At 47.2% G+C, this 19,726-nt stretch carries 17 protein-coding genes; 1 reads left to right on the forward strand and 16 read right to left on the reverse strand.

What is annotated here, in order from left to right:
• Positions 1 to 241 precede the first annotated feature (241 nt).
• The 8 genes from HNQ81_RS15940 to HNQ81_RS15975 form a co-directional block, all read right to left on the reverse strand.
• Entirely contained in the window at positions 242 to 835 is a 594-nt protein-coding gene (locus tag HNQ81_RS15940) for a hypothetical protein (RefSeq protein ID WP_183352305.1), read from the reverse strand.
• Between the two features lie 177 nt (positions 836 to 1,012).
• A complete protein-coding gene (locus HNQ81_RS15945) occupies positions 1,013 to 1,894 on the reverse strand; it encodes a competence protein CoiA family protein (RefSeq protein WP_183352306.1) in 882 nt (293 codons plus the stop codon).
• A 139-nt stretch (positions 1,895 to 2,033) separates the two neighbouring features.
• A complete protein-coding gene (ltrA, locus tag HNQ81_RS15950; RefSeq protein WP_205240310.1) occupies positions 2,034 to 3,338 on the reverse strand; it encodes a group II intron reverse transcriptase/maturase in 1,305 nt (434 codons plus the stop codon).
• A 607-nt stretch (positions 3,339 to 3,945) separates the two neighbouring features.
• Positions 3,946 to 4,353 (reverse strand): hypothetical protein, encoded by a 408-nt coding sequence (locus HNQ81_RS15955; protein WP_183352307.1) that lies wholly within the window; start codon positions 4,351 to 4,353, stop codon positions 3,946 to 3,948.
• A 599-nt stretch (positions 4,354 to 4,952) separates the two neighbouring features.
• A complete protein-coding gene (locus HNQ81_RS15960) occupies positions 4,953 to 5,432 on the reverse strand; it encodes an aspartate-ammonia lyase (protein WP_183352308.1) in 480 nt (159 codons plus the stop codon).
• A 122-nt stretch (positions 5,433 to 5,554) separates the two neighbouring features.
• Positions 5,555 to 6,514: a DUF5677 domain-containing protein gene (locus HNQ81_RS15965; protein WP_221270892.1), complete on the reverse strand. Its 960-nt coding sequence runs from the start codon at positions 6,512 to 6,514 to the stop codon at positions 5,555 to 5,557.
• Between the two features lie 60 nt (positions 6,515 to 6,574).
• Positions 6,575 to 7,336 (reverse strand): hypothetical protein, encoded by a 762-nt coding sequence (locus HNQ81_RS15970; protein WP_183352310.1) that lies wholly within the window; start codon positions 7,334 to 7,336, stop codon positions 6,575 to 6,577.
• Positions 7,337 to 7,455: 119 nt separating this feature from the next.
• Positions 7,456 to 8,892, reverse strand: a complete 1,437-nt coding sequence (locus HNQ81_RS15975; RefSeq protein WP_183352331.1) for an integron integrase — start codon at positions 8,890 to 8,892, stop codon at positions 7,456 to 7,458.
• Between HNQ81_RS15975 and HNQ81_RS15980 the strand changes: the two genes are divergently transcribed.
• On the forward strand, positions 8,891 to 9,157 hold the full coding sequence (locus tag HNQ81_RS15980) for a hypothetical protein (RefSeq protein ID WP_183352311.1): 267 nt from the start codon (positions 8,891 to 8,893) through the stop codon (positions 9,155 to 9,157). The genes HNQ81_RS15975 and HNQ81_RS15980 overlap by 2 nt on opposite strands.
• Positions 9,158 to 9,235: 78 nt before the next feature.
• On the opposite strand, the gene HNQ81_RS15985 is transcribed toward HNQ81_RS15980, so the two are convergent.
• From HNQ81_RS15985 to HNQ81_RS16020, 8 genes are all read right to left on the reverse strand, one after another.
• Positions 9,236 to 10,054 carry a DUF1670 domain-containing protein gene (locus HNQ81_RS15985; RefSeq protein WP_183352312.1) on the reverse strand — a complete coding sequence of 273 codons (819 nt, stop codon included), beginning with the start codon at positions 10,052 to 10,054 and terminating at the stop codon, positions 9,236 to 9,238.
• A complete protein-coding gene (locus tag HNQ81_RS15990; protein ID WP_183352313.1) occupies positions 10,051 to 10,911 on the reverse strand; it encodes a DUF1670 domain-containing protein in 861 nt (286 codons plus the stop codon). The genes HNQ81_RS15985 and HNQ81_RS15990 overlap by 4 nt, the downstream gene beginning before the upstream one ends.
• A gap of 226 nt (positions 10,912 to 11,137) precedes the next feature.
• The gene (locus HNQ81_RS15995; protein WP_183352314.1) at positions 11,138 to 11,761 is read right to left on the reverse strand and encodes a hypothetical protein; all 624 of its coding nucleotides are present in this window, start codon (positions 11,759 to 11,761) and stop codon (positions 11,138 to 11,140) included.
• Positions 11,762 to 11,961: 200 nt separating this feature from the next.
• Positions 11,962 to 12,375, reverse strand: coding sequence for a DUF6232 family protein (locus HNQ81_RS16000; RefSeq protein ID WP_183352315.1), 414 nt, complete (start codon positions 12,373 to 12,375; stop codon positions 11,962 to 11,964).
• A 65-nt stretch (positions 12,376 to 12,440) separates the two neighbouring features.
• Positions 12,441 to 13,076 carry a DUF8453 domain-containing protein gene (locus HNQ81_RS16005; RefSeq protein ID WP_183352316.1) on the reverse strand — a complete coding sequence of 212 codons (636 nt, stop codon included), beginning with the start codon at positions 13,074 to 13,076 and terminating at the stop codon, positions 12,441 to 12,443.
• Between the two features lie 207 nt (positions 13,077 to 13,283).
• Positions 13,284 to 16,451, reverse strand: coding sequence for a DEAD/DEAH box helicase (locus tag HNQ81_RS16010; RefSeq protein WP_183352317.1), 3,168 nt, complete (start codon positions 16,449 to 16,451; stop codon positions 13,284 to 13,286).
• Positions 16,444 to 18,258: a phospholipase D family protein gene (locus tag HNQ81_RS16015; RefSeq protein WP_183352318.1), complete on the reverse strand. Its 1,815-nt coding sequence runs from the start codon at positions 18,256 to 18,258 to the stop codon at positions 16,444 to 16,446. The genes HNQ81_RS16010 and HNQ81_RS16015 overlap by 8 nt, the downstream gene beginning before the upstream one ends.
• The gene (locus HNQ81_RS16020; RefSeq protein WP_183352332.1) at positions 18,252 to 19,481 is read right to left on the reverse strand and encodes a DUF6361 family protein; all 1,230 of its coding nucleotides are present in this window, start codon (positions 19,479 to 19,481) and stop codon (positions 18,252 to 18,254) included. Before HNQ81_RS16020 ends, HNQ81_RS16015 begins: the two co-directional genes overlap by 7 nt.
• Positions 19,482 to 19,726: the final 245 nt, after the last annotated feature.

Below are 19,726 nucleotides of genomic sequence, written 5' to 3' on the forward strand. Positions count from 1 at the left end.
CAATGGTTGATCGGTTAACCTATATAGCCTTACAAACTCAGCCGGTCCCGCAGCGCCTGCTCAAGCTGGCTGAAGTTCGATGGTAATCAGAAAAAGAAAACCTTCAATTGAAAGATACTTATATAAAGCAGTATCTTCGGAAACGTGTCTCTCTCTGTGCAAATTACACGATACAACTTTTGTTACTTTACAATTCAAACCTGATATCCCCTTATTGCATGGTTTATCGTCCAACGACCAGTTAGGCGACATTGCGCTGCCTGATGGAGCGATGTACACGGTCAATGAGCCCTTGAAACAAAGGTGACGAGAAGAACATCCGTGCGCCAAACTTCTCTGCGGGGTACTGCTGCACTCGTTCCTCAAGAAAGGTTTCTAGTTGTTCAATTGTCCGGTTTAGGTAGCGATCACTTCGACACTGTTCTTGAGAAACGAAGAGTTTCGCGATGCTGATGTTTCCTCCGAATGAGGCTGACTTTGCCGCAGCAAGTTGGGGCAGAAATTGTTCTGTTTGAGCTGTCGTAAAGAGACCTAGACGACCTAACGCATAGCGGGTTTGCTGATTTTGGAAAAGGCGCTCTTCTTCGTATGCGCCCGTTTTTACTTCACAAACTAGACCGATAATTTCACGGAAGTCTAGGTTGTCTCGAAGATAAGGATCCCAGTCCGATTCATTGCCACCAACCGCCTCGAACACATGAGGTGGGCGAATCGCGAGCACGTCTACATCCGAGTTGTAAGGCATCTCCGCATTTCGATGAAGTACGAAATTGGTGATGGGGAAAAAACCATTCAATCGAAGATACCAGTACGCCAGTTCTTCACCATAGTTCATGTCCGCTCTCTTTCTTGCTGTCCAACAGGGAACATCTGCGGCTTGCCCGCAGCATGTTATTGTTGGAATTAAAGATCATATTCCTGGATTTCTCGCGCGTCGCGATTCTTCTGCTTGGAATTAAGTATTGTGTCCCAATATTTCTTGTGTCCCTATATTTCTAATTCCCTTTTGACTTTAGGAAGCGTCACAGAATGGTGACTCGCCTGGGTAACACCAATGCGGAATAGAGAGTTCAATATTTTCATCAAGTTTTACGCTTCGTTCTATGGTTGCAACTTGTCCATAACCATAACCCGCTTCCAATTCTGCTTCCATTACATACCAATCACCAAATATGCTATCACATTTATAACAGCCAAATGACAAGTACGAGTCTTGTACAGTTTTGCTAAAGCGACGTTTAATTTCCCCTAACTTTAAATTTTTTCCTTGTTCGGTTTCAACAAATTCTCTTGCTAATGCAATTATTTCTGGACGATGTACATTTTTATCTGAACACCAAAGGGTTTCGTATGAATGAATTACGGCATTGCACGCAGAACGGAAGTTCGTTTCAATATAATAAAGATGGTTCATTGCTTTACATTTCCAGCATTCCATCTCGTAAAAGACTAACTTTACTTTCTGTTCAGGAGTTGTACGTACGACATTGCAAAACTTAATATTTCCACTAATAAATTGTTCCAGAAAATCATGGATGCAAAGTTCTTTTCGTCCACTTAGTGACACAGAAAACGGGTTGATTTGCTCTGTTACGTGAAAAAGCGGAAGGTCTGGTCGTTCATCAGAAAGTTTAGACGGCGATTTCTCAAACAACCAACAACCAACTACTCCATCACGAAGATATTTATCTTGTCTTTCTAAAGTTTTTTTCAGTGATTGAGGGCTTATCTGAATTTCAAATGCAAATTTTTTTGAATCTTTGACTGCAAAAACATCTGTTCGCCAGCCTTTACCCTTGTGTTCTTGAGTGGCGTGAAACCCTAAATCATTGCAGGCCGCAAATATCTCTGCTTGGATTAAGTCATGCTTTGACTTTTCTGATTTCGATGACATTTTATAAACTTATCCCTGTGATTACATGTGTCAGCATCGAGGTAGGACGGCCAGTTTCCCGACCGCCCCCTCGCAGATCCCTGCGTGCGGTTTTCTCGCACAAGGCTCCTCAGTATTGTTCGCTTCGTACAAAAGCAGTTCAGCTCCAATATCCAATAATCCGGGGACGCGGTATCTTGAATTGCTCAAGCAATTCGGCGAATCCGCGCCAGTTGTAGCTCTTACGCTGGCTACGACGGTTAAGCCATTTGAAGACGATCCGGCGAGCGAGATTATAAAAGGAACTCAGCATATCCATATTGCCTGAAACCCCATAATAGTTGAAATGCCCCAGAAGTTTTGCTCGGAGTTTTTCCATTATGTCGACTGTATCGGATACCAGTCGTTCGAGTTTTATCCACTTCGTAATCGCCGCCAAAGCCAGGTGTAACTTCGTCTTCGCTGTTCGCATTTTCATCAGAGGCTTGCCCTTCCTGCTCAGACCCCATCGAAATTCAAAACCAAGAAAGATAAAGGTCTTGCTATTCTCGGTCTCAAACCGGGTGAATTCGATAACACGGGTCTTTTCTTGCGACAATTCCAGCTTGAACTTACCCAGTCGTTTGCCCATAACCCGTACCAGCTTCTGAAGGTCGCGATGGTATTGGAAGCAGCACACATAATCATCGGCAAACCGCATCAGAAATGCATCTCCATCGCACCGTGGTTTGACAACCTTTTCGAACCACAAGTCCAGCACATAGTGCAGATAGATATTAGCCAAAACCGCAGAAACGACTCCGCCTTGAGGCGTACCGCTGACAGGCAGGATTACCCCAATGTCTTTCTCCAGGATTCCGGCTTTCAGCCATTTCCGAATGAGTCCGAGAAACGACTGGTCGTCTATCCTTTGTTCCAGCATTTTCATCAGCCAATCGTGATCGATATTGTCGAAAAACCCTTTGATATCTGCGTCAAAGATCCAGCGAAACTTACCGCGGTGAAGCCGTTGACTCAACTCCAATGCGGCCCGCTGGGGTCCTTTTCCGCGCCTGTAACCATGACTGCAGGAAAGAAAATCCTGCTCGTAAATGGCTGACAGGATGGAAACTACTGCCGTTTGCACCAGTTTGTCGCCCAGTACCGGTATGCCAAGCGGGCGTGGCTTCCCGCCAGACTTTGGTATATAGCTGCGACGCACCAGTTTTGCCTTATAGCGTTTTTCCTTCAAATCCCTGGCTATAACGCCGACATTCTCCTCCAGGTTTTCTTCGAACACTTGCCAATCGACGCCATCTACGCCCGGCGCTGCTTTCCGATTGAGCTGGGAAATGCAACAGCGTAAGTTTGCTTCATTTAAGAGACTGTAAAGATTCCCGAATCGATGTTTTGGATCTTCCTTTGCCTTCTTTGCTATTCCCCGCAGTAAGGTTGGCATATGTTGGTCAGCCTGTCGAATCTGCATATGTTTCCTTTGCGGGCTGCACAATACCGTCATCCCCTTCCCCGTGTGATCGGCGTTACCGTCTCAGAGTACTATGAGATGATCTGACTCCCTTCGCTTTGTTGACCCGTCGGACAGCCTTTTTGTGATTGAACTGCCCTACCGCCAATCGGTAGATCGGAGGAGGTGGAAGGGTCTCCCAAGTTCCTGATGCTTCTCTCACTACATGCCACGCTCTTGGACCCCGACAGTCCCTCGGGAATCTCACCATTCGATTCCTCTGTACTGGCTTCCGATACGTTAAAACCGTCGCCGACTGCATCGATTACTCTGACGAGGCTGAATTGCTTAGGGGAGGTACGTCTCCCCTGCGGCCTGCAGTGTTCCCTGTGTACGCTTCACGATCCTTGTTCACCGGTCTTGCAACCGATTCCGCCGACCGCGCAACACTCGGTACGGGCTGTTGGTTAGACTTTACCCGATGGGGACTTCCTGCCCAGGAACTTAAGCAGGGCACCCTATAAGAAGCACCAAGCTGCGCTTGGCGCACTAACATGAAAATCACCGGTTTCATCCGGTGCATTTTATAGTTGGGATTAAGGGTCCTGACCCCGGAATCCCAATCCAATCACTCCTCTGCCTGGAGCATTCGATCTAAAAGCAATTCAGTTTCCGGCAGCTTCAGCATTACTCCTCTGGGATCCCTATGTTTCAGCCTCAATTCCCAACGGATATTGCTATTGATTTGGAACTGAGCAGTTATGAAGTGGCCATGAACTGGAAAAGGCTTTTCCTGCTCTCCACTTTTTTCATTTTGTATCCAGACTTGCTCGAGAAAGACGCAATTTTGCGTATCGAGTAAGTCCAATAGGAGTTCTTTTTCTTCGGGCGTTTCAAGAAGCCCTAATACCTTCATCACCAGTTTTTGGTAATTGCCCTCTCGAAGGTTTATGTCTCCAAATGGAAATAACTCCCTGAGAATTCCCCAAGTGAAACCATTTTCATCTAACGTCTGGATTGCTGATTCATAGTCCATTGGTCGATATTCCTCTACACCTAACGCCATGATAACCGGCCGGGCGGCGCTTTATAGCCCGGTCGCGTTTACTATGATACTATGATATTGGCCGCGTATTGTTTTTAATCACACCACATTGCGCACAATTCTGACATATTTCTTCCGACCCATTAGGGTAATGCATCTGGCTTACTATTGATCTTCCTTTGCAGCGTGGGCACTCACTTTCGCAATAATACGGTAGCCCCCATTTGTTCTTTGGCTGATCTGTTCGAAGTAGCCAATAGTCAGGAAGGCCCGTGCTGAATTCACTGTGATAATTTAACCAAGAGATGTGCTTTGGCGACAGCTCATTAGTTTCCTTGCATACCTCACATTCACCGGAAATGATTCGTGGGAGTTCAGGAACCTTGTCTTTTTGAGGCCATCCCTTCCATTCATTCAAAATTTTCTCGCTGCATGTCTTGCAATATGTATAGTGTTCAATTTTCATCTTTTCTCTCTTAATCCAACAAGCTGACAGGAGATATCGTGACTCAACGGTGAAATAACCTGCCGGCCGACGTATTGCCCACCTTTTAAGAACGCGGCTATTTCCAGTCAGGTTTATTTACTGGTTAGGTTGTTCGTAGTGCCTCTTCAATAGCTTTCCAATTGTTTTTGCGCGATCTGTCATCTTCTTTAAACGATATTTCGTCAAACCAGCGAAAACCTACTTCTTTTTTGGTTGTGCCGTCTTTTTTAGGCTTTGCCATGTACGCTCTATACACCTCATTGACACGTGCTGCGAGAACGCCATGCTGATAAACGTAGAAATCTGGTAGGCCATTTTCGTGCATGTTGACTAACACTACGAATAAGCCCTGTTTTTTTAATGCCATGTCAGGACCAAGTTTCCAACCTTGCTTGTTTTTTATAGATCTCGTCTTCACCTGAATGGAGATGGTTTTTGTCCCATCCGCGGATGTCACAAGGACATCGAAGATCGGATTGTTCTTCGGTGTAAGCAATGCCAAAAAGCCACGGCGACAAAGCTCAGCACAGACATAATATTCACCCGCAGTGCCGACAAGGTTGTTAAAGGATAACGTAGCCATGTTCGAGTGACCTTCCAACTAACTAAATTCTATGTTTTTAAAATTTCGCGTTTCGAACTTTTTTATCATTCTAAAATTTTGTCTCAAAATCGATGAAAGTGATTTTATGATGAACCTAACGGTCACGTCGTGACCTGCGCGGCGGTCTCTGCCGCGTCAGAGTCTACGCCGGTGTTAGCCATTTTATGTTTATCAGTGAGAAATTTTTCGTGTAATTGATCAAGTAATATAACTCGCGCCAACAGCTGTTCCAGCTTTTTGATTATTTCTTCAATTTTAGAAGGGGAGAGATATCTCAGATACTCTAGATATTCTATTGTAACAATTAGTGCTTGGTAGCAAATTGCACTACCCAGTTGCGGACGTGGTGTGTGCCAGTCTAGATCAGGAACAAATCCGCCATCAGTTAGTTCAATATTGTATTCAAGAAGTTCTTGCCAGTTCCCATGGACACTGTGAGACGGGCCACCTATTGCAGCTAGATAAGCCTCTTCAAGACCAACATCCTTAGCCTTTTCAAACAGGTTTTTCCCTCCCCAATTCTTCAAGTTTTTGGGCTCAACCGCATCTGGAGCAACTTCTGAGGTTTTGAATGCTTTATCAATTGATCTGAGCATTCTCTGCTCTATGTTTAAAATTTCTCCACCTCTCTTTGCAATGTTTGCGAGAATTTCAGCCCTCAGCCGCTTTTCATGCTTTAAGGAGTAGTGGATATATGATGTGAATAAATTGGGCGAAGCATTTTTTAACAAGTACTTCAGGTTTATTATGCACTCAAATGCCATCCGCCCGACAACAACTGTCATCTCTCGGCGCCGCTGACAAGTCTGATCGAGGAATGCACTTATGAGTTTGAATAACCGTATAAGGTGCCCACCCAATATTGCCTCGTCGCGTGACCATGCTTTTCGATCGCCAGGGAGAATAGAGGCTGCTAAGCAGACGTACTGCCCAACTTCAATTGTCAGGTCTACCGACAGTTGCATAAAATCGTATTCGGAGTCGAACTCCACGATTTTTCTCTCGTCGATCTCGCATTGCTTAATTTCCGACAAAATATCGTCCACCATATTGATCCCCATTGGGTTAACGTCCGGCTCACCGGACCGGCGCTGTTTGCCGGGTCCGTGTGAAGCCGGTGGTTAGAACTTTATCATTTTTGTTCTTTTATCTATTATCCCATTGATTTTCTCTTGTCGTTCACATTTATAATCGAAATATTTATCAATATCGGCGATAAAGCGCGAACCAACAAAATACCAATCAATAGTTGAACCATCTCGTTCAACCAACCAATCACCTGCAATATAACTTGGAACAGAATGCATCATAAAAACAATAGAACAAGAAAGGATTCTCTCAAGGAAATCGTTAATTTCGTTTAAATCAAACTCCGACTCATTGGCAATAGATCGACCAGCTTGTATGAGAGAGGCTCTTTTGGATATTTGGTCTGGAGATAAATGAACATATTTGGAAGAATACCCAAAGGTCCTACCTGTTTCTTCAAAAAAATAATCTTTAAGACCTTCACTAAGGAGGAAAAGATCAACTTTTCGCATTATTGATATATTTGGAGATTTAAGTTCATTTTTGAAATCATTTATTTTTTTATCAATCGGTAGTTTATATTCAGCTTGTTGGATTAAGGCCATTTTTATAGACATTTCCAAAATAAACCGAGATTCACGTATTACAGGTCTATGAATTCCTTGCTCTATTAAGTGAGGCACAATAGAGATTGACTCCAAATAGTCATCAGAAAGGAGGTATAATAAATGATTATCCTTAAATTTTGAGTTTTTCCCTGTAACTATAACACAAAAGGAAAGCCATTTTATAAAACCATCTATTATTTGAATAGTTCTTTTGTATGAATTGGATAGGTGCTCAGGAATGCTCATTTTGTATTCTAACAAGTTATTAGCTGGACGGAATTGCCCAACTAATACACCCAATAGTGCTGTTAGCGATAAAAGCAAAAACCATGCCAAATCTAATATTATTCACGGTTAAATAATGCTTAAAAATCCAATGGACTTTTTGCCTCTTTCGCCGTCTTACTCGGTATATAGTGGGTATAAATCATCATCGTTCTCACATCGGTGTGCCCCAGCATTGTTTGAATTGTCCGTATGTCGTAGTTAGCTTGTAAAAGATGTGTAGCAAAACTGTGCCGGAAAGTATGAGATTTAAAGCGTTTAGTGAGTTTTGCCATTCGTGCGGCTCTTTTCAGCGCGTGCTGAACTTGCGATTCATGCAGGTGATATCGTCTACACTCTTTTGTGCCAGGTATCAGGGTCAGTTCTTTTTGTGGCAGAAACCATTGCCAGATGAAATCTTTTGCAGCGGACGGATACTTCTTTTCGAGTGAATCGACAAGAAATACTCCGGCATAGCCTGCCGCCAAATCTTTTTCATGGAGTTCGCTCACCACCGCCAATTGGTATTTCAATTTCGGGATGAGCAGCTGAGGGAGAGGTACGGTTCGGTCTTTGTCGCCTTTGCCATGCACAGTCAAAATGCCATCTTCAAAATTGAAGTTTTGCACTCGAAGTGTGAGACACTCGAAAAGACGTAGACCACAGCCATAAAGAAGACTGATAACGATATCGAAGGGGTATGCAGTTTGCCTAATAATTGCGTCAACTTCTGGGCGGGAAAGAACTACAGGGATATATTTTGATTTTTTCGCGCGGGGGACATCGCGTTGATCGCCAAAGTCTTTCTTGATTACATGCCGGAAAAGAAACAGCAGTGCATTAAAAGCCTGGTTCTGCGTTGACGAGGCCACGCGTTGTTTAACCGCCAAATGGGTGAGATATTCCTTTACGTCAAGTGAAGTAAGCTCTTCCAGCGGTTTATCGGCCAAATAATGTTGAAATTTGCGGCCCCAATCCGCATATGTTTTCAGCGTCTTTCGTGAATAGTGCCTGACCTTGATTTCTGCAGCGAGTATTTCGATGGCTTGATCCCAGGCTTGTGATTTTGATTTCTCAAGACAGCGCCATTCGTTATAGCGCTTTCCGCCGTGCGGATTCATGGAAGGGGAAGGTTCCACCACGGTTATTGCGGGTATATCCGGGAGCCTGATACCAACAGTGGCTGCACTCTTGGCAACTTGCGCTTTGGGTGGCGGATTTGGCAGGCAAGTGGCCGGAAGACTTTTTTCTTCCGAGGGTACTGAAGGAGGACAAACTGCCGGTTTCTGCGATTCATAAAAGAGAGAAACCGCGTGGGCAGCCTGGGAACATTGTTGCGGGGTCTGTCTTTTTGACTTCAGCTTCTCAATGAACAGGCGAACCTGCTCCGATTTGGTTTCCGGAGGCGGATACTTTTCACAAAAATCGAGGAAATATCGTAGCCACCTTCGGTAATAGAAATGAAAGGATTCCTGAACTGCTCGCTGTTGTAAGACTTCATTGAACCGGGCTAATACCTTTTCTGGAATAACCAGCATGTCTTTCAATGTTATGGCATCAGGAAATAAATTTTTGATGGATCTTCGTCGGATCTATCGCTATTCTGTATCCTTGGCTAGTTTGCCTGTCAATCAAAAAGTACCAAAATTACTCATTGAAGTACTGTACAGGCAAAATGGTCTTGAAAAATCACTTAATCACCACTTTCTCCCCCCAAAAATACCTATTGGAGACCTCTCCCTACTCCTTTATAAAAACCATTTCAATGGCAATCTTAATAAGTTTGGTGCGTCTGCGACTTGACCTTATTCCTGAGTATATGCCCTACCTGAACAGTAGAAATAAGGGCGTATGCCCTGAAGGGTTCTTTGCCCTGACAGGTTAGAATGGGATGTCATGGAAGATGATCCCATCTTTATCCATCCGGTCATTGATAGCAATCTGATTTTCCTGTATCAGATTTACATATTCAAACACAAGGTCCTCGCTGACCTTGGCAACAAAGGCCGTATCCTGAGGCGTCAGGCCCTTATGCAGGCAAGCAAGAATGCGTTTATAATCTTTTACATAACGGGTGATTGCCTCCGGTGAGTGATTGGTTTCCCTGGCGGTTTCTTCTACTGATTTGCCCTCGACAATCATTTTATAGCAGATCTGCCTCTTATGAGAGACGGATCTTCCCATGTCATGGATGGTACCACGTCGAGGAACAAGAGCCTGATGTTCTTTTTCCCATTTCCGTACATAGTTGGAAATGGTTGCCGGACTCAAGCGCATCATGGTCGCGACATCAACCCCGGTAAGGACTCCGCCCTGTTCTTTGGCCTGATGAAAAAGTCTGACCGTTGCCTGCTGCCGGATCCGCATTCTCTTTTCGCCTTTGAATGCGGCTTCGATATCCTCCGGCGCAATCATATCAACAAACACCGGCTTGATTTTTGTCTTTTGCATGGATTTCCCGTATGCGGCCTGTTCTTTTTCATCAACCGCCGGCCACATGATCTGCCCCATACGCAAGTGGCTGTTTACCGGGTAGAATTGATCAACTAGTTTCTGGATATTGTTGACCAGTACCTGCCGGGTGAGATGGCCGCCCATCTGGGGACATTGCTGCTCAAAGAAAAGCGAAAGAGCAGAGGCGAAGGTCTTTTTCTGCAACGGACCAAACTGTGCCTCAAGGCTGGATGTGGAGGATTTCATATTTTCCTCCCTGAGTTCGGCCCATGCTTTTTTTTAAAATCAACATGTTTGTAGTAGACCCGGCCCCGCGCCTCGATTTCGGCGATTCGTTCTCGATATGTCGGATCTTCGCAGGCATCCGTATGCAGACCGAGATAGGTGTTGACAGTATGGACGGAAACGCCGACGACGAGCGCTGTTTTCAGGTTGTTGCGGAACCTGCGCTGGCAATAGACAACCCGACAGAAGGTGTCGATGTAGCGTTCAACCGCCGTCAGAGAATGTTTGATGATACGGGCAATTTCAACAGGTTCTTTTTCTTCCAGGAAGAGCGTGATTGCCTGCACTCTGTGCGTCACACCGGGGCCTATGTCTTTCTGCTGTCCTCGGGTAGGAACTGAAATGCCCTGTTTCCGGAGATCTTGTATGTCACGGCGAATGGTCCGGACGTCGGTGTCCAGGATCTCTGCCAGGTCCTCTTGAGAGAGAAGGGCCTGCTGTTCCTGTGCTTCAACCGCCATCCGGTTTATCTGCTGCTGGCGCTTGGCTGAACGATTGTATTGCCTGCGGACTTCTGCGTCTTCCTTGGGCTTGATGTGGGCCAGAATGATTCTTCGCAACTTACAGGCATGCAATGGCTTGCCGGGTGGCTCATTCATATCCAGCGCTGTCCAGATCATCTGGCCGGGCTGCAGAATATTGCCCTCGGCGTGATCGCCAATGGCAAAGACTTCTTTGGCTTTTTCAACGATCACTTCGGATTCGAAAGGTGAGCAGTTGGTTCCAAAGGTGATAAGATTTGTGAACATTGTCTCAAGAGTCTTGAGGTCTAGCCGGGTTTCATGTAACAATTTTTGATGGGCGTATGTCTGGATCATGGGTACCTCCTTTATTGGTCAGCTCTTGCTCACTGCGGTCTGTCAACTACAGTATAGCACGAGCAGGTTACCCCTTCCGGACATACGCCCTAATCGGAAATATTGCGTTTAATAAGATTGTGAATTTCTTGAGATTGGAAGCGGCAAGTTAACTTAAAAATCACCGGTTTATCCGGTGCATTTTAAAGGTTGGAATCAGTGTCGTGTCTCCGGATTATTTTAACCATTATACAACTGTATCGTCAGGACAATTATTCGTGATGACAACTTCACACTCAATGCCGTCAGTCGTATATACACGTTCCTTATATTTTATAAAAAATCTGATAGGAGAAACCGCAGCAAGGAACTCTCCACCACAACCAGGATGTTTCATTCCTATGGGGATAGGGACCTCCTCGTACGATAAGGAAGGCAGGTATAGAATCTCATGAGAACCACATTCAAGGCAACGAGGTTTTCGATTTGTATCCACATATTGTTTTAAATTTTCCATTTCATTTATTGAATCTTGCAGAATATCTTTTGTTATTGACAAGTCTTGCAACATGACACTGTCAGGTTTTAATAATAATTTTTCAATGATTGACTGTTTTTCTTTGAGCCTGCTCTTTTCTTTTTCGATGTCCTGATTACGCTGCAAAAGTCTTTCTTTAAGCTTATTAACTTCACAATAGTTCGGAATAACTTCACCTGGAACCAATGTCTGGCAAACATTACACCAAGCGAGTTCTGGTACTAAATTTATTAAACCGTCATTTGTTTTATATTTAAACCTACCATAGGTAACACCATCAGAACTCAAAAATGAACATTTTGAGCACGTAATAACTGTTGCATTCACTGACATAATAATTTCCTTTCATTTCATTTGTCAGATTTCAGAGAGTGACCTGCTTCCAGTAATGACCCCACCTCTAGTGAGAGTTCTATCATTTAGAATTCCTAGGGAATTCAAAGAAACAGTAAATCTATTTAATCACAATTCAACCTGCGGGAAACAAGTGTTATGTCCCCCGGAATATCCGCTGCAACAAACTTGTTAGTCAACTAACTTCGATAAACAATAGCTTTTGACAGTGCTTCTTCAATTTGTTCAACATAGCCAGGAACATCGCTACGCAATGCTTCCACTTCACCTGATGAAGTAGTAAGAATTATATAGTGTATAATTTTCTTCTTTTCATTTACTCCCCACCAAATAGTAAAAACTATTGAAACAAAGATTAAAATAAGAATTGAAATACTGCCGCCTTTATCCTCATTCATCATTAACAACTGAGCAATGCCCCAAAGCACAAGACCAAAAACGATAAGCTTATAGAATTCTCTTGATTTAGTTTCGTCAAAAACCTTCGTTCTAATAGAATTTATCGCAGAAATCGCATACGTTTTTTGCATTGCAATAAATCTAGCATTAGTTACCTTAACGTTGCCGTCATCGAAAAAAACAACCTCTTCCATAACACATTCCTCATTTTTTTTTGCCTAACGGCGGGCATAATGCGCGGCGACTTTTTACGTCGGTCTTAATGCTTTGACTGGGCATCTGATTTTTCAATGAAATCGACCATAAACGCTTGATTTCGACTACCAAGTTGTTTTAGTGTCTCGTCGATTTTGCTCAATTCTTCACGAATTCTTTTGGCCTCATTGTCGTCGTGAGCAACTGTTTCAGCATAGGATTCAATATCGATTTTCGATTCAGTCTCACAAATTACGGGATTTAGTGAAAGTAGCTTTTTCGCTTCATATTTCGCCGTTACCAAAATTGAACGATCCCCAATCACACTTCTAAGACCTACATACTGCCCCCAATTTAATTCACGCGTTCCGCCTGGAGGCAACGAGGGAATGCCACGGATAAGCGGTCCAGAATCCATCCATTTAATATCTTCCTTTTTAATTTCCTCCCATCCGTATGCGTTTTTTGGAATCTTTTCCGAGAAATCAAATTCTATATCGTAAGCTACGGCCTTCCCGATATTTTTGATGACAAGCGTTATCATCGTTGAGCGTTTAAGATCGTGCTTCGTGTATACAATTACCTCAGGGTCTGTCTGGCTACGAAAAAGGAGGTAATTTATTACTGTAGCCGTGACCGTTACGAGGCTGACAATCACAGTCGCCCAAAACATTCCAATAGTTGTCCAATGTGGTTCCATCTATATGCCCAACAAGTAATTCTACAGAACTGTATATATAGCCATCTGTGATTTTATACAGAAAGATTGTGTGTTAGGCATTTTGAAAGATTCAATGACAATATTGTGCAGTGCCGGATTGAGATTTCCATTGCCAATGAAAATGCACTGGTAAGCCCTATTGCTTAGGACTTCCTGATCATGACTGACTTCCTCGGTGCTTTGTTGTCATGGTAAGGTTGGAGGCTCAAGAGAAATCAACCAATCAACCAAATCTACTGACTCATGATTGCCATTCTGGTTAATACTGGATAGCAGGTCTTCTTGGCGAGGTTGACCGAAAACCATCCGATAGAGAGCTAATCCCTGCTTCAACCGCTTGAGCTTCCCCACCTCCTTACTATACGGGAGCATCGGGATACGACGCTCTATCCGGGCAGAACCTTCCTCGAAAATCCAATACGGGATGAGATCGGATTGCCCATTTGATTTGCCTCGGGACGCAATCTGGAAGAGAGTCTGCCATGGGTCACCTCCCTTGTGTGCATCAGAAAGAGCTGCCAAGCCATATCGTTCCACAACATTCTTTCTGACCGCATGACCTTTATATCGATGAACCCGACCTTCGCGCTGTTCAAGATCAACTGGATTAGAGGGCAGGTTCCAATGCACCACCGCATGGCACCATGTGTGAAAATCCAATCCTTCCTGTCCTATTGAAGTCGAAGCCAGGACAAAGGGACGAAACGGGGAGTTGAACGCGTCCCGCACCGAATCGGCACGAACAAGAGCCTGGTTATTGTCGTCTCGAATATCCCCAAACCGAAGCGCGAAACGACAGCGGGTATTGAAATCATCCACCGTGAAGCCATCACCTGACCTCTTGATTTCATCGATTCGAATCTGAGCGGTCCGCAATGACAACACTGACTGAATGCACTCGGCAATTCCAGCCACCTGTTTTTCCGGTGAGTGCTCTTGGAGCCCCAACGACTCTCGAAGGACATGTACATATTCGTCAAGCACCGATTGGAGATTGCCATCGATACCGTATTGAAGCGTTAACCTCCAATAAGTGTCCTCGCCGGAGCCCCGCAACATGGCAATCGTTTCCGGCATGTTGTAGAGAGATCGGAAACCGGAAGCGATTCTGGCTGCGGCTGACAGCAGGTTCGGATCGGATGCATCGAGCCCGGCGCCGATACGGCGAAGTGCTCGCAAGGCACACACGCCAGGACCAGCCAAAGCGAGATCACAAAGCACATCGACCAGGTCATCCGGCTGGGGGCCGAGAGGAATGTTACCCTCTGCCATGCTGACCAGCAGGTCGAGGTGATCTTTGAAACGGGTGCCGGATTCATGGTCCGGTATGGCGGACCTCCATCCCGACGGGCTTTTGCACCAGTCCAATAGCCCGTTGTGGGAATCGAGAATAATGGGTGCTGCCCAGTACCACCTTTCATCGGCCCGCGTTCCTTCCCCGACATCAGGCAGGGTTTCGAGCAAACTGCGACAAATCGCCTTGACCTCGTCTTTCAGCTCCTGGACTTCCAATGGTCTGCGTCCACGGCCCAGCGCAATCTCAAGTGGATCTATCAGGGTGGCAAGGGTTGGCGACGGTAGCAACCAGGCAATGACCGGCATTCCAGTCAGTCGATTGTCGTTTGCGGCCACCGCAAACCGCAGTAATGGCTTAATCTTGTCATAGAGTTCGCCGTGGGAAACTGAGGTTCCGGCGACCATCATCCGTTCGGCTTCGTAGGAGCAGATTGATGCAACAGCGTCCGGAACGGCGCTCCAAGAGGAAAATACAAGGACCTTGGTCAAGCCATTTTTGTCCCGATATGCGCCACCAGGCTTTACATAAGACATGGACGGCGGCACCCACAAAAGCTGCCACATGCCTTTATCAATCGTGTCTTCAAAAAGTACGCGCATCCTCGGATTGGCAGGGTCGAGAGCCTGATAGCCGTCCAGTTTGTCCTTCGTCAACAACTGTCCATTTGCCGATGAAAGAGTCCCGCGAAGAGCATCTGAAGGAGCATTCAACTGCGCATCCAGCTTATGCCTCAGTTCATAATTTTTCAGGAAGTTGATCAGATACGGCGCTGACTTCCAGTATTCGATTGGCTCCCCGGCCTTGACGCAGATTGCCACCGCATCAACTGTCGCGGCGTGCTGAAGGTCAGCTGGCGTAAGGGGTGCCGTCCGTTCAACCTCGGTCAGCATCGAGTTATGATCACGAGTCGTCGCAACCCGCTCCGTTCGGCACATTACCTTCAGTAGAGCCTGTTCAAGTTCAGCCTTTTTCCCCGGATGACAGGCCGAGCCCTTGGAGCAGGCATGAAGCGTCGATCGATGTTCTGATAAGAGACTCCTGACCTCAGAGACCTTGCCAAGATCATTGAACAGGAAATGCAGTGTCCGGATGAAATCTGGATAGTGGTCGTCCTCGTCAGTCTCCTGGTCGAGAGTGAACATCTTGTAGGGCGTTGCTGAAAGGAGAAGAACGCGAACATCGGGGTAGGCAAAAAGTGCGGTCGCCAGCATGGAGGCTTCATCTTCGCCGTCCAGCAGGTGCTTGAATCGCTGGAATTCATCAAGGATGACCAGGTCGGGCTCAAGCGCGGAAAGGCAGACAGATGCCAGCTTGCCTCTGAGCTTTCCGATCAGGTTGTAGCGCAGTTCGGAATCCTCCCTGGGGATTCTGCTGTAGTCCCTGTACCGGGCAAATCGTTCGCACCCCTCCTTCAGGGCCGCGTACAGTTCGGCATCTTCAAGCACCGCTCGGCGAAAAACATTGGAAATATCCGCATCCAGGTCCTTTACGGGGAGGCTTTTGGCCTTGGCTCGCCAGCTATCCTTCCCTGATGTTGCCTGAAGAATGTTGAGCAGACCGACGCGCAATCGCCCACTCCGTTCAGTTTGCGCCAGTGGCAGGTTGTACAGCATCCGATAGAGGATAGCCCGCTCGTCGGCATGCCCCCCTCGACTACGGGAATGGTCGAAGGCCGTTCCAGGCGTCAGACTGATGAAATTCACCTTGTTCTTCCGTAACGAGTGCACTTGTCTGGGCAGATAGGTCAGGCGCGTGGCGATTGAAAAGCCATCCGTGTCGCTGACGTTGAGCCGATTGACATTCTGGATCGCAATGGCGGCATTGGAGCAGATATAGACCACATCGATCCGGTCCACCCGGTCTTGCAGGTACTCCAGGGTTTTGGCGATGATTCCCCGGGCGACAAGCGTTTTCCCGAGCCCGACTTCATCAGCGATCAGAAAACGGTAAGTCGGGTCATTGTCATAGAGCCGCTTGAAGACGTACTCCACAGTCTTCCTCTGGAAGTCTTTCAGACCGGCCAAAGCGGGCGCTGATGAAAAGCGGTTGCTATGCATCACGCCCCCCGATAGCAGATTCAAAAACTGTCCAGAGATCTAAAAAGTCCTCGGGAATAATAGAATGTTGGCCTCCTTGGGATAGATCACGAACCAGCCCCGAGATTTCCGCCAGTCTCTCCGGGTGTCGGCTGTACGTGCGGGTCAGCTCTTCCAGTAGTGGGATATCCTCACCGTCGGCCAACCGTGCCAACCATTTGGCAAACCCGGAGCCGTTGCCTGGATCAAGTCCGGATACCTTGTCATCACCCAGCAAGAGCAGGAGATACCGGAGGAATCCATCCTGATTGCTGATGACGGTTTGCAGAATGGCGGCGTTACGTTCCTCCGGAATTCCTAAAATGGGAAGATTCAGTACAAACCTGGCCGTAACATCGGGATGATTGGTCCTCAGCTCAAAGGCTGTGAGCCCTGTCACGGAAGAGGTGGAAAACTCTCCGAGTCTGATCCCGCCAGGAGCATCGTTCTTCGTGATGTTCACCGCGAAATCCCGCGTGACGGTGATCGGCCATGCAGAAGCTCTGACGATCCCCTCAAGAGACGGAATTTCTCCAGTCAGCAGCAAAGCCCACAGACCGTCTTTCGCTCCCGGGCTGCACTCGATGGACAGAGCTCCTTTAGATATCCGGGAGCGAGCCCTCTCGACAGATTCCTCGGCCTTCTGCCGGACTGCATCGTTCTCTGTTTCACTGGTCATGTCGAAATTAACCAGATATTCTCCCAGTCCGTCGGCGCCAAGCAGCTCGTCGATGCCACCGACTTTGTTCTTTCTGCCAACCAACCCAACCAGAATCTCGAAATTCTTCGAGGCCTTCAATGCCGCGTTGGTCGCATTTGCGGACCCCATCACCACATGGGTGTAGTCGGAATAGTGTCGGGTCTCAAACAGATAAACCTTCGCATGGAGACCGGTCGCATGCGGTTGCGCAGCGCTGTCGTCTTCCTCGCCATCCTCGGTTTCCGCCGCTTCATCCAAATGAAGAGATTGCGTGAACAGATCGAGAGTTTCCTTCTTCAGGGCTGATAATGACTCCGGCCTTGAGATCAGTGCATCAGCAGATTTGGATTGCTTAGCCAACCTTTGCAGAACTTCGTCAGAACAGAACGGAGAAATGACGGCCATCCGTTTCGCTATAGGAGGCTCCCAGTCAAACCCTTTCGTTCCTGGAAGATAGAAGGTCAGCTCGTCAAAGCCATCGGGGAGTTCCCACTCAACTCGGTGCAACTCGTCCGCGAATCTAAGAGCTTGTTCGACCCTGCTCGATTCTGTTGGTCTGGTAGTCAGATCAGGAAGCAACTTGAAGAAATGCGCCAGCGGTTTGTTTGATCTGGATTTTCGGCCTGTGATCGTGCCTTCGAGTTGAAGTGACAGATCCCAGGACTGGTCGGTGGTCATATTCCTCGTCAGGACCACCAAACGATACATCGCGCTGCTTTGATCAGGGCTGGCAAAACGGATTGCCCAGATTTTTGGATGAAAAACGCCTCCGCCAGGGGCCGTTACCTCGATAACCATTTCCTCGAGAAACCCAAACAAGGGGTTGGGCTTGGCAATCTGGGGCACTTCAATCCGTCCTCGTTGCACATAGACGGTGATGCGTTTCGAGTACCTGCGGATGGCTTCAAGCACTGACAACGGGTCAGGATCGGTCTGGCCATCCGCCGCCATTAACGCCAGATATACAGGGGCCTCAAGCAATAAGGCCGGGTCCATCGAAAAGGTGGTCGCAATGGCTTCGTCGAAAATCATTCCCGGCGGAGGAGTCAATGCAGAGGTATAAAGGCTCCGAGAGTTTGGGTTCAGCATTTCTCCTCCCGGTTCATCCCCTGGTACAGATCGTTCAAAAGCACCTTCACATTCGGCCACCGATAGACTAGTCTTCCGACACCGGAGTACCCACCCCACTGCTCAAGCGCCCTGTGGTTTCTGAACCGGGAACGCTCACCTTTGAGTTTCATTTCCCTTCTTTTGATCAGAGTGAGCGCCTCGGTGTCAGAAAGGAGACCGCTGGGGGACGTTCGGGTATGGTCGATCCACTGCTGAACGAAGGATCTCGTTTGAGGAGTGATGGTGTGGCCATGATCCATGGTCAACTCCCAGAGGCGGCTCACCGACCAAGTGCGAATCTCCTCCAGGGGAAGGTTTGCCGTCCATTCATCGAAACTTGCCTGATGCTCGGCGACAAGGTCTTCATGGTTTCGAAGCCTGGCGAGTTGAACATTGTACGAAAGCGCCGCTCCATGCATTACCTCCGAGAACAGCCGTGCATTGGCCAGGAGTTCTTTATGTTCTTCGGAAAAACGGCCGTAGTCCGGATGTTCCCAAGGGGCTTGACTGTCGGCGGGCTCGCAGTGCAGCGCCAAGAAGGAGAGAAGGCTGCCCCCGCAAGCGACCTGGACTCGATCCCGAATAAACTCAGCTTCTTCCCGGGATAAAGCGAAGTTCACCATTGCAGGGAAATTTTGCGGAGGCGCGGGCAATCGCGGATGCCAACTGAGAGAGGCCCTCCGCTGCTCAACGTCGATGTCGTCTCCTCGTGCCTTTGCGTCTTTCTCAAGGGCCTTCAGGGCATTCCGGCGACGGTAGGTTTCATCGATGCGCCGGTGATATTCGTCCTGCGAGAATGTTGTCAGACGTATGCCCCAGACACCGAGGCCGGCCCAGTAGACGGAACTGGGCAATCGTTTGAGCTTCTTTCCTGCCGTTTTTCCGAATACGCCAGCCTGATCATCGGAATCCAGCAAGGGCTGAACCAGGTCTCTCTCCAGTTTGTCAGCCTGGATCGCAAAACTCTCCGCAAGCAGTCGATTCTCTTCCAGGGAATGGTAAATCCAAGGCACGAAAAGCATGTAGCGGAGACGCGTCTGGATCGTGCTTGTGCCCGGGAATAACTGATCGGCAAAGCTGTCCCGAACGGAGCCGAGCCCAAGTTCGTCACGACTTTCCTTTTCTTGGAAAAGGGAAAGGATGCGAAGTGTGCGTTCTCTCGCTATCGAGTCATGATCAAGCCAAGAAAGATATGAAGCCATTTTTTGCCTTAATGGTACCATCGGATTTATCCGAACACCTTGTCTAACAGATCCCGGTCCTTGAATTGGTGCTTCAATTAAATGCCCTTTACACAGGGTCTTCTATTCCTAGCTCTCTCCAACCTTGTAATTGGCCAGATAGGGAGTCGGCTCAGGCGCACGATCTCGTCTATTTCGGTTACGCACCTTCCTGTTGTCATCACATCGGCGAACAGCTCAGCGAGGTCTTTCCTGGCCTTAGTTCA

The sequence above is a fragment of the Desulfoprunum benzoelyticum genome (assembly GCF_014201505.1).
In the GTDB taxonomy this organism is placed as follows: Bacteria; Desulfobacterota; Desulfobulbia; order Desulfobulbales; family Desulfocapsaceae; genus Desulfoprunum; species Desulfoprunum benzoelyticum.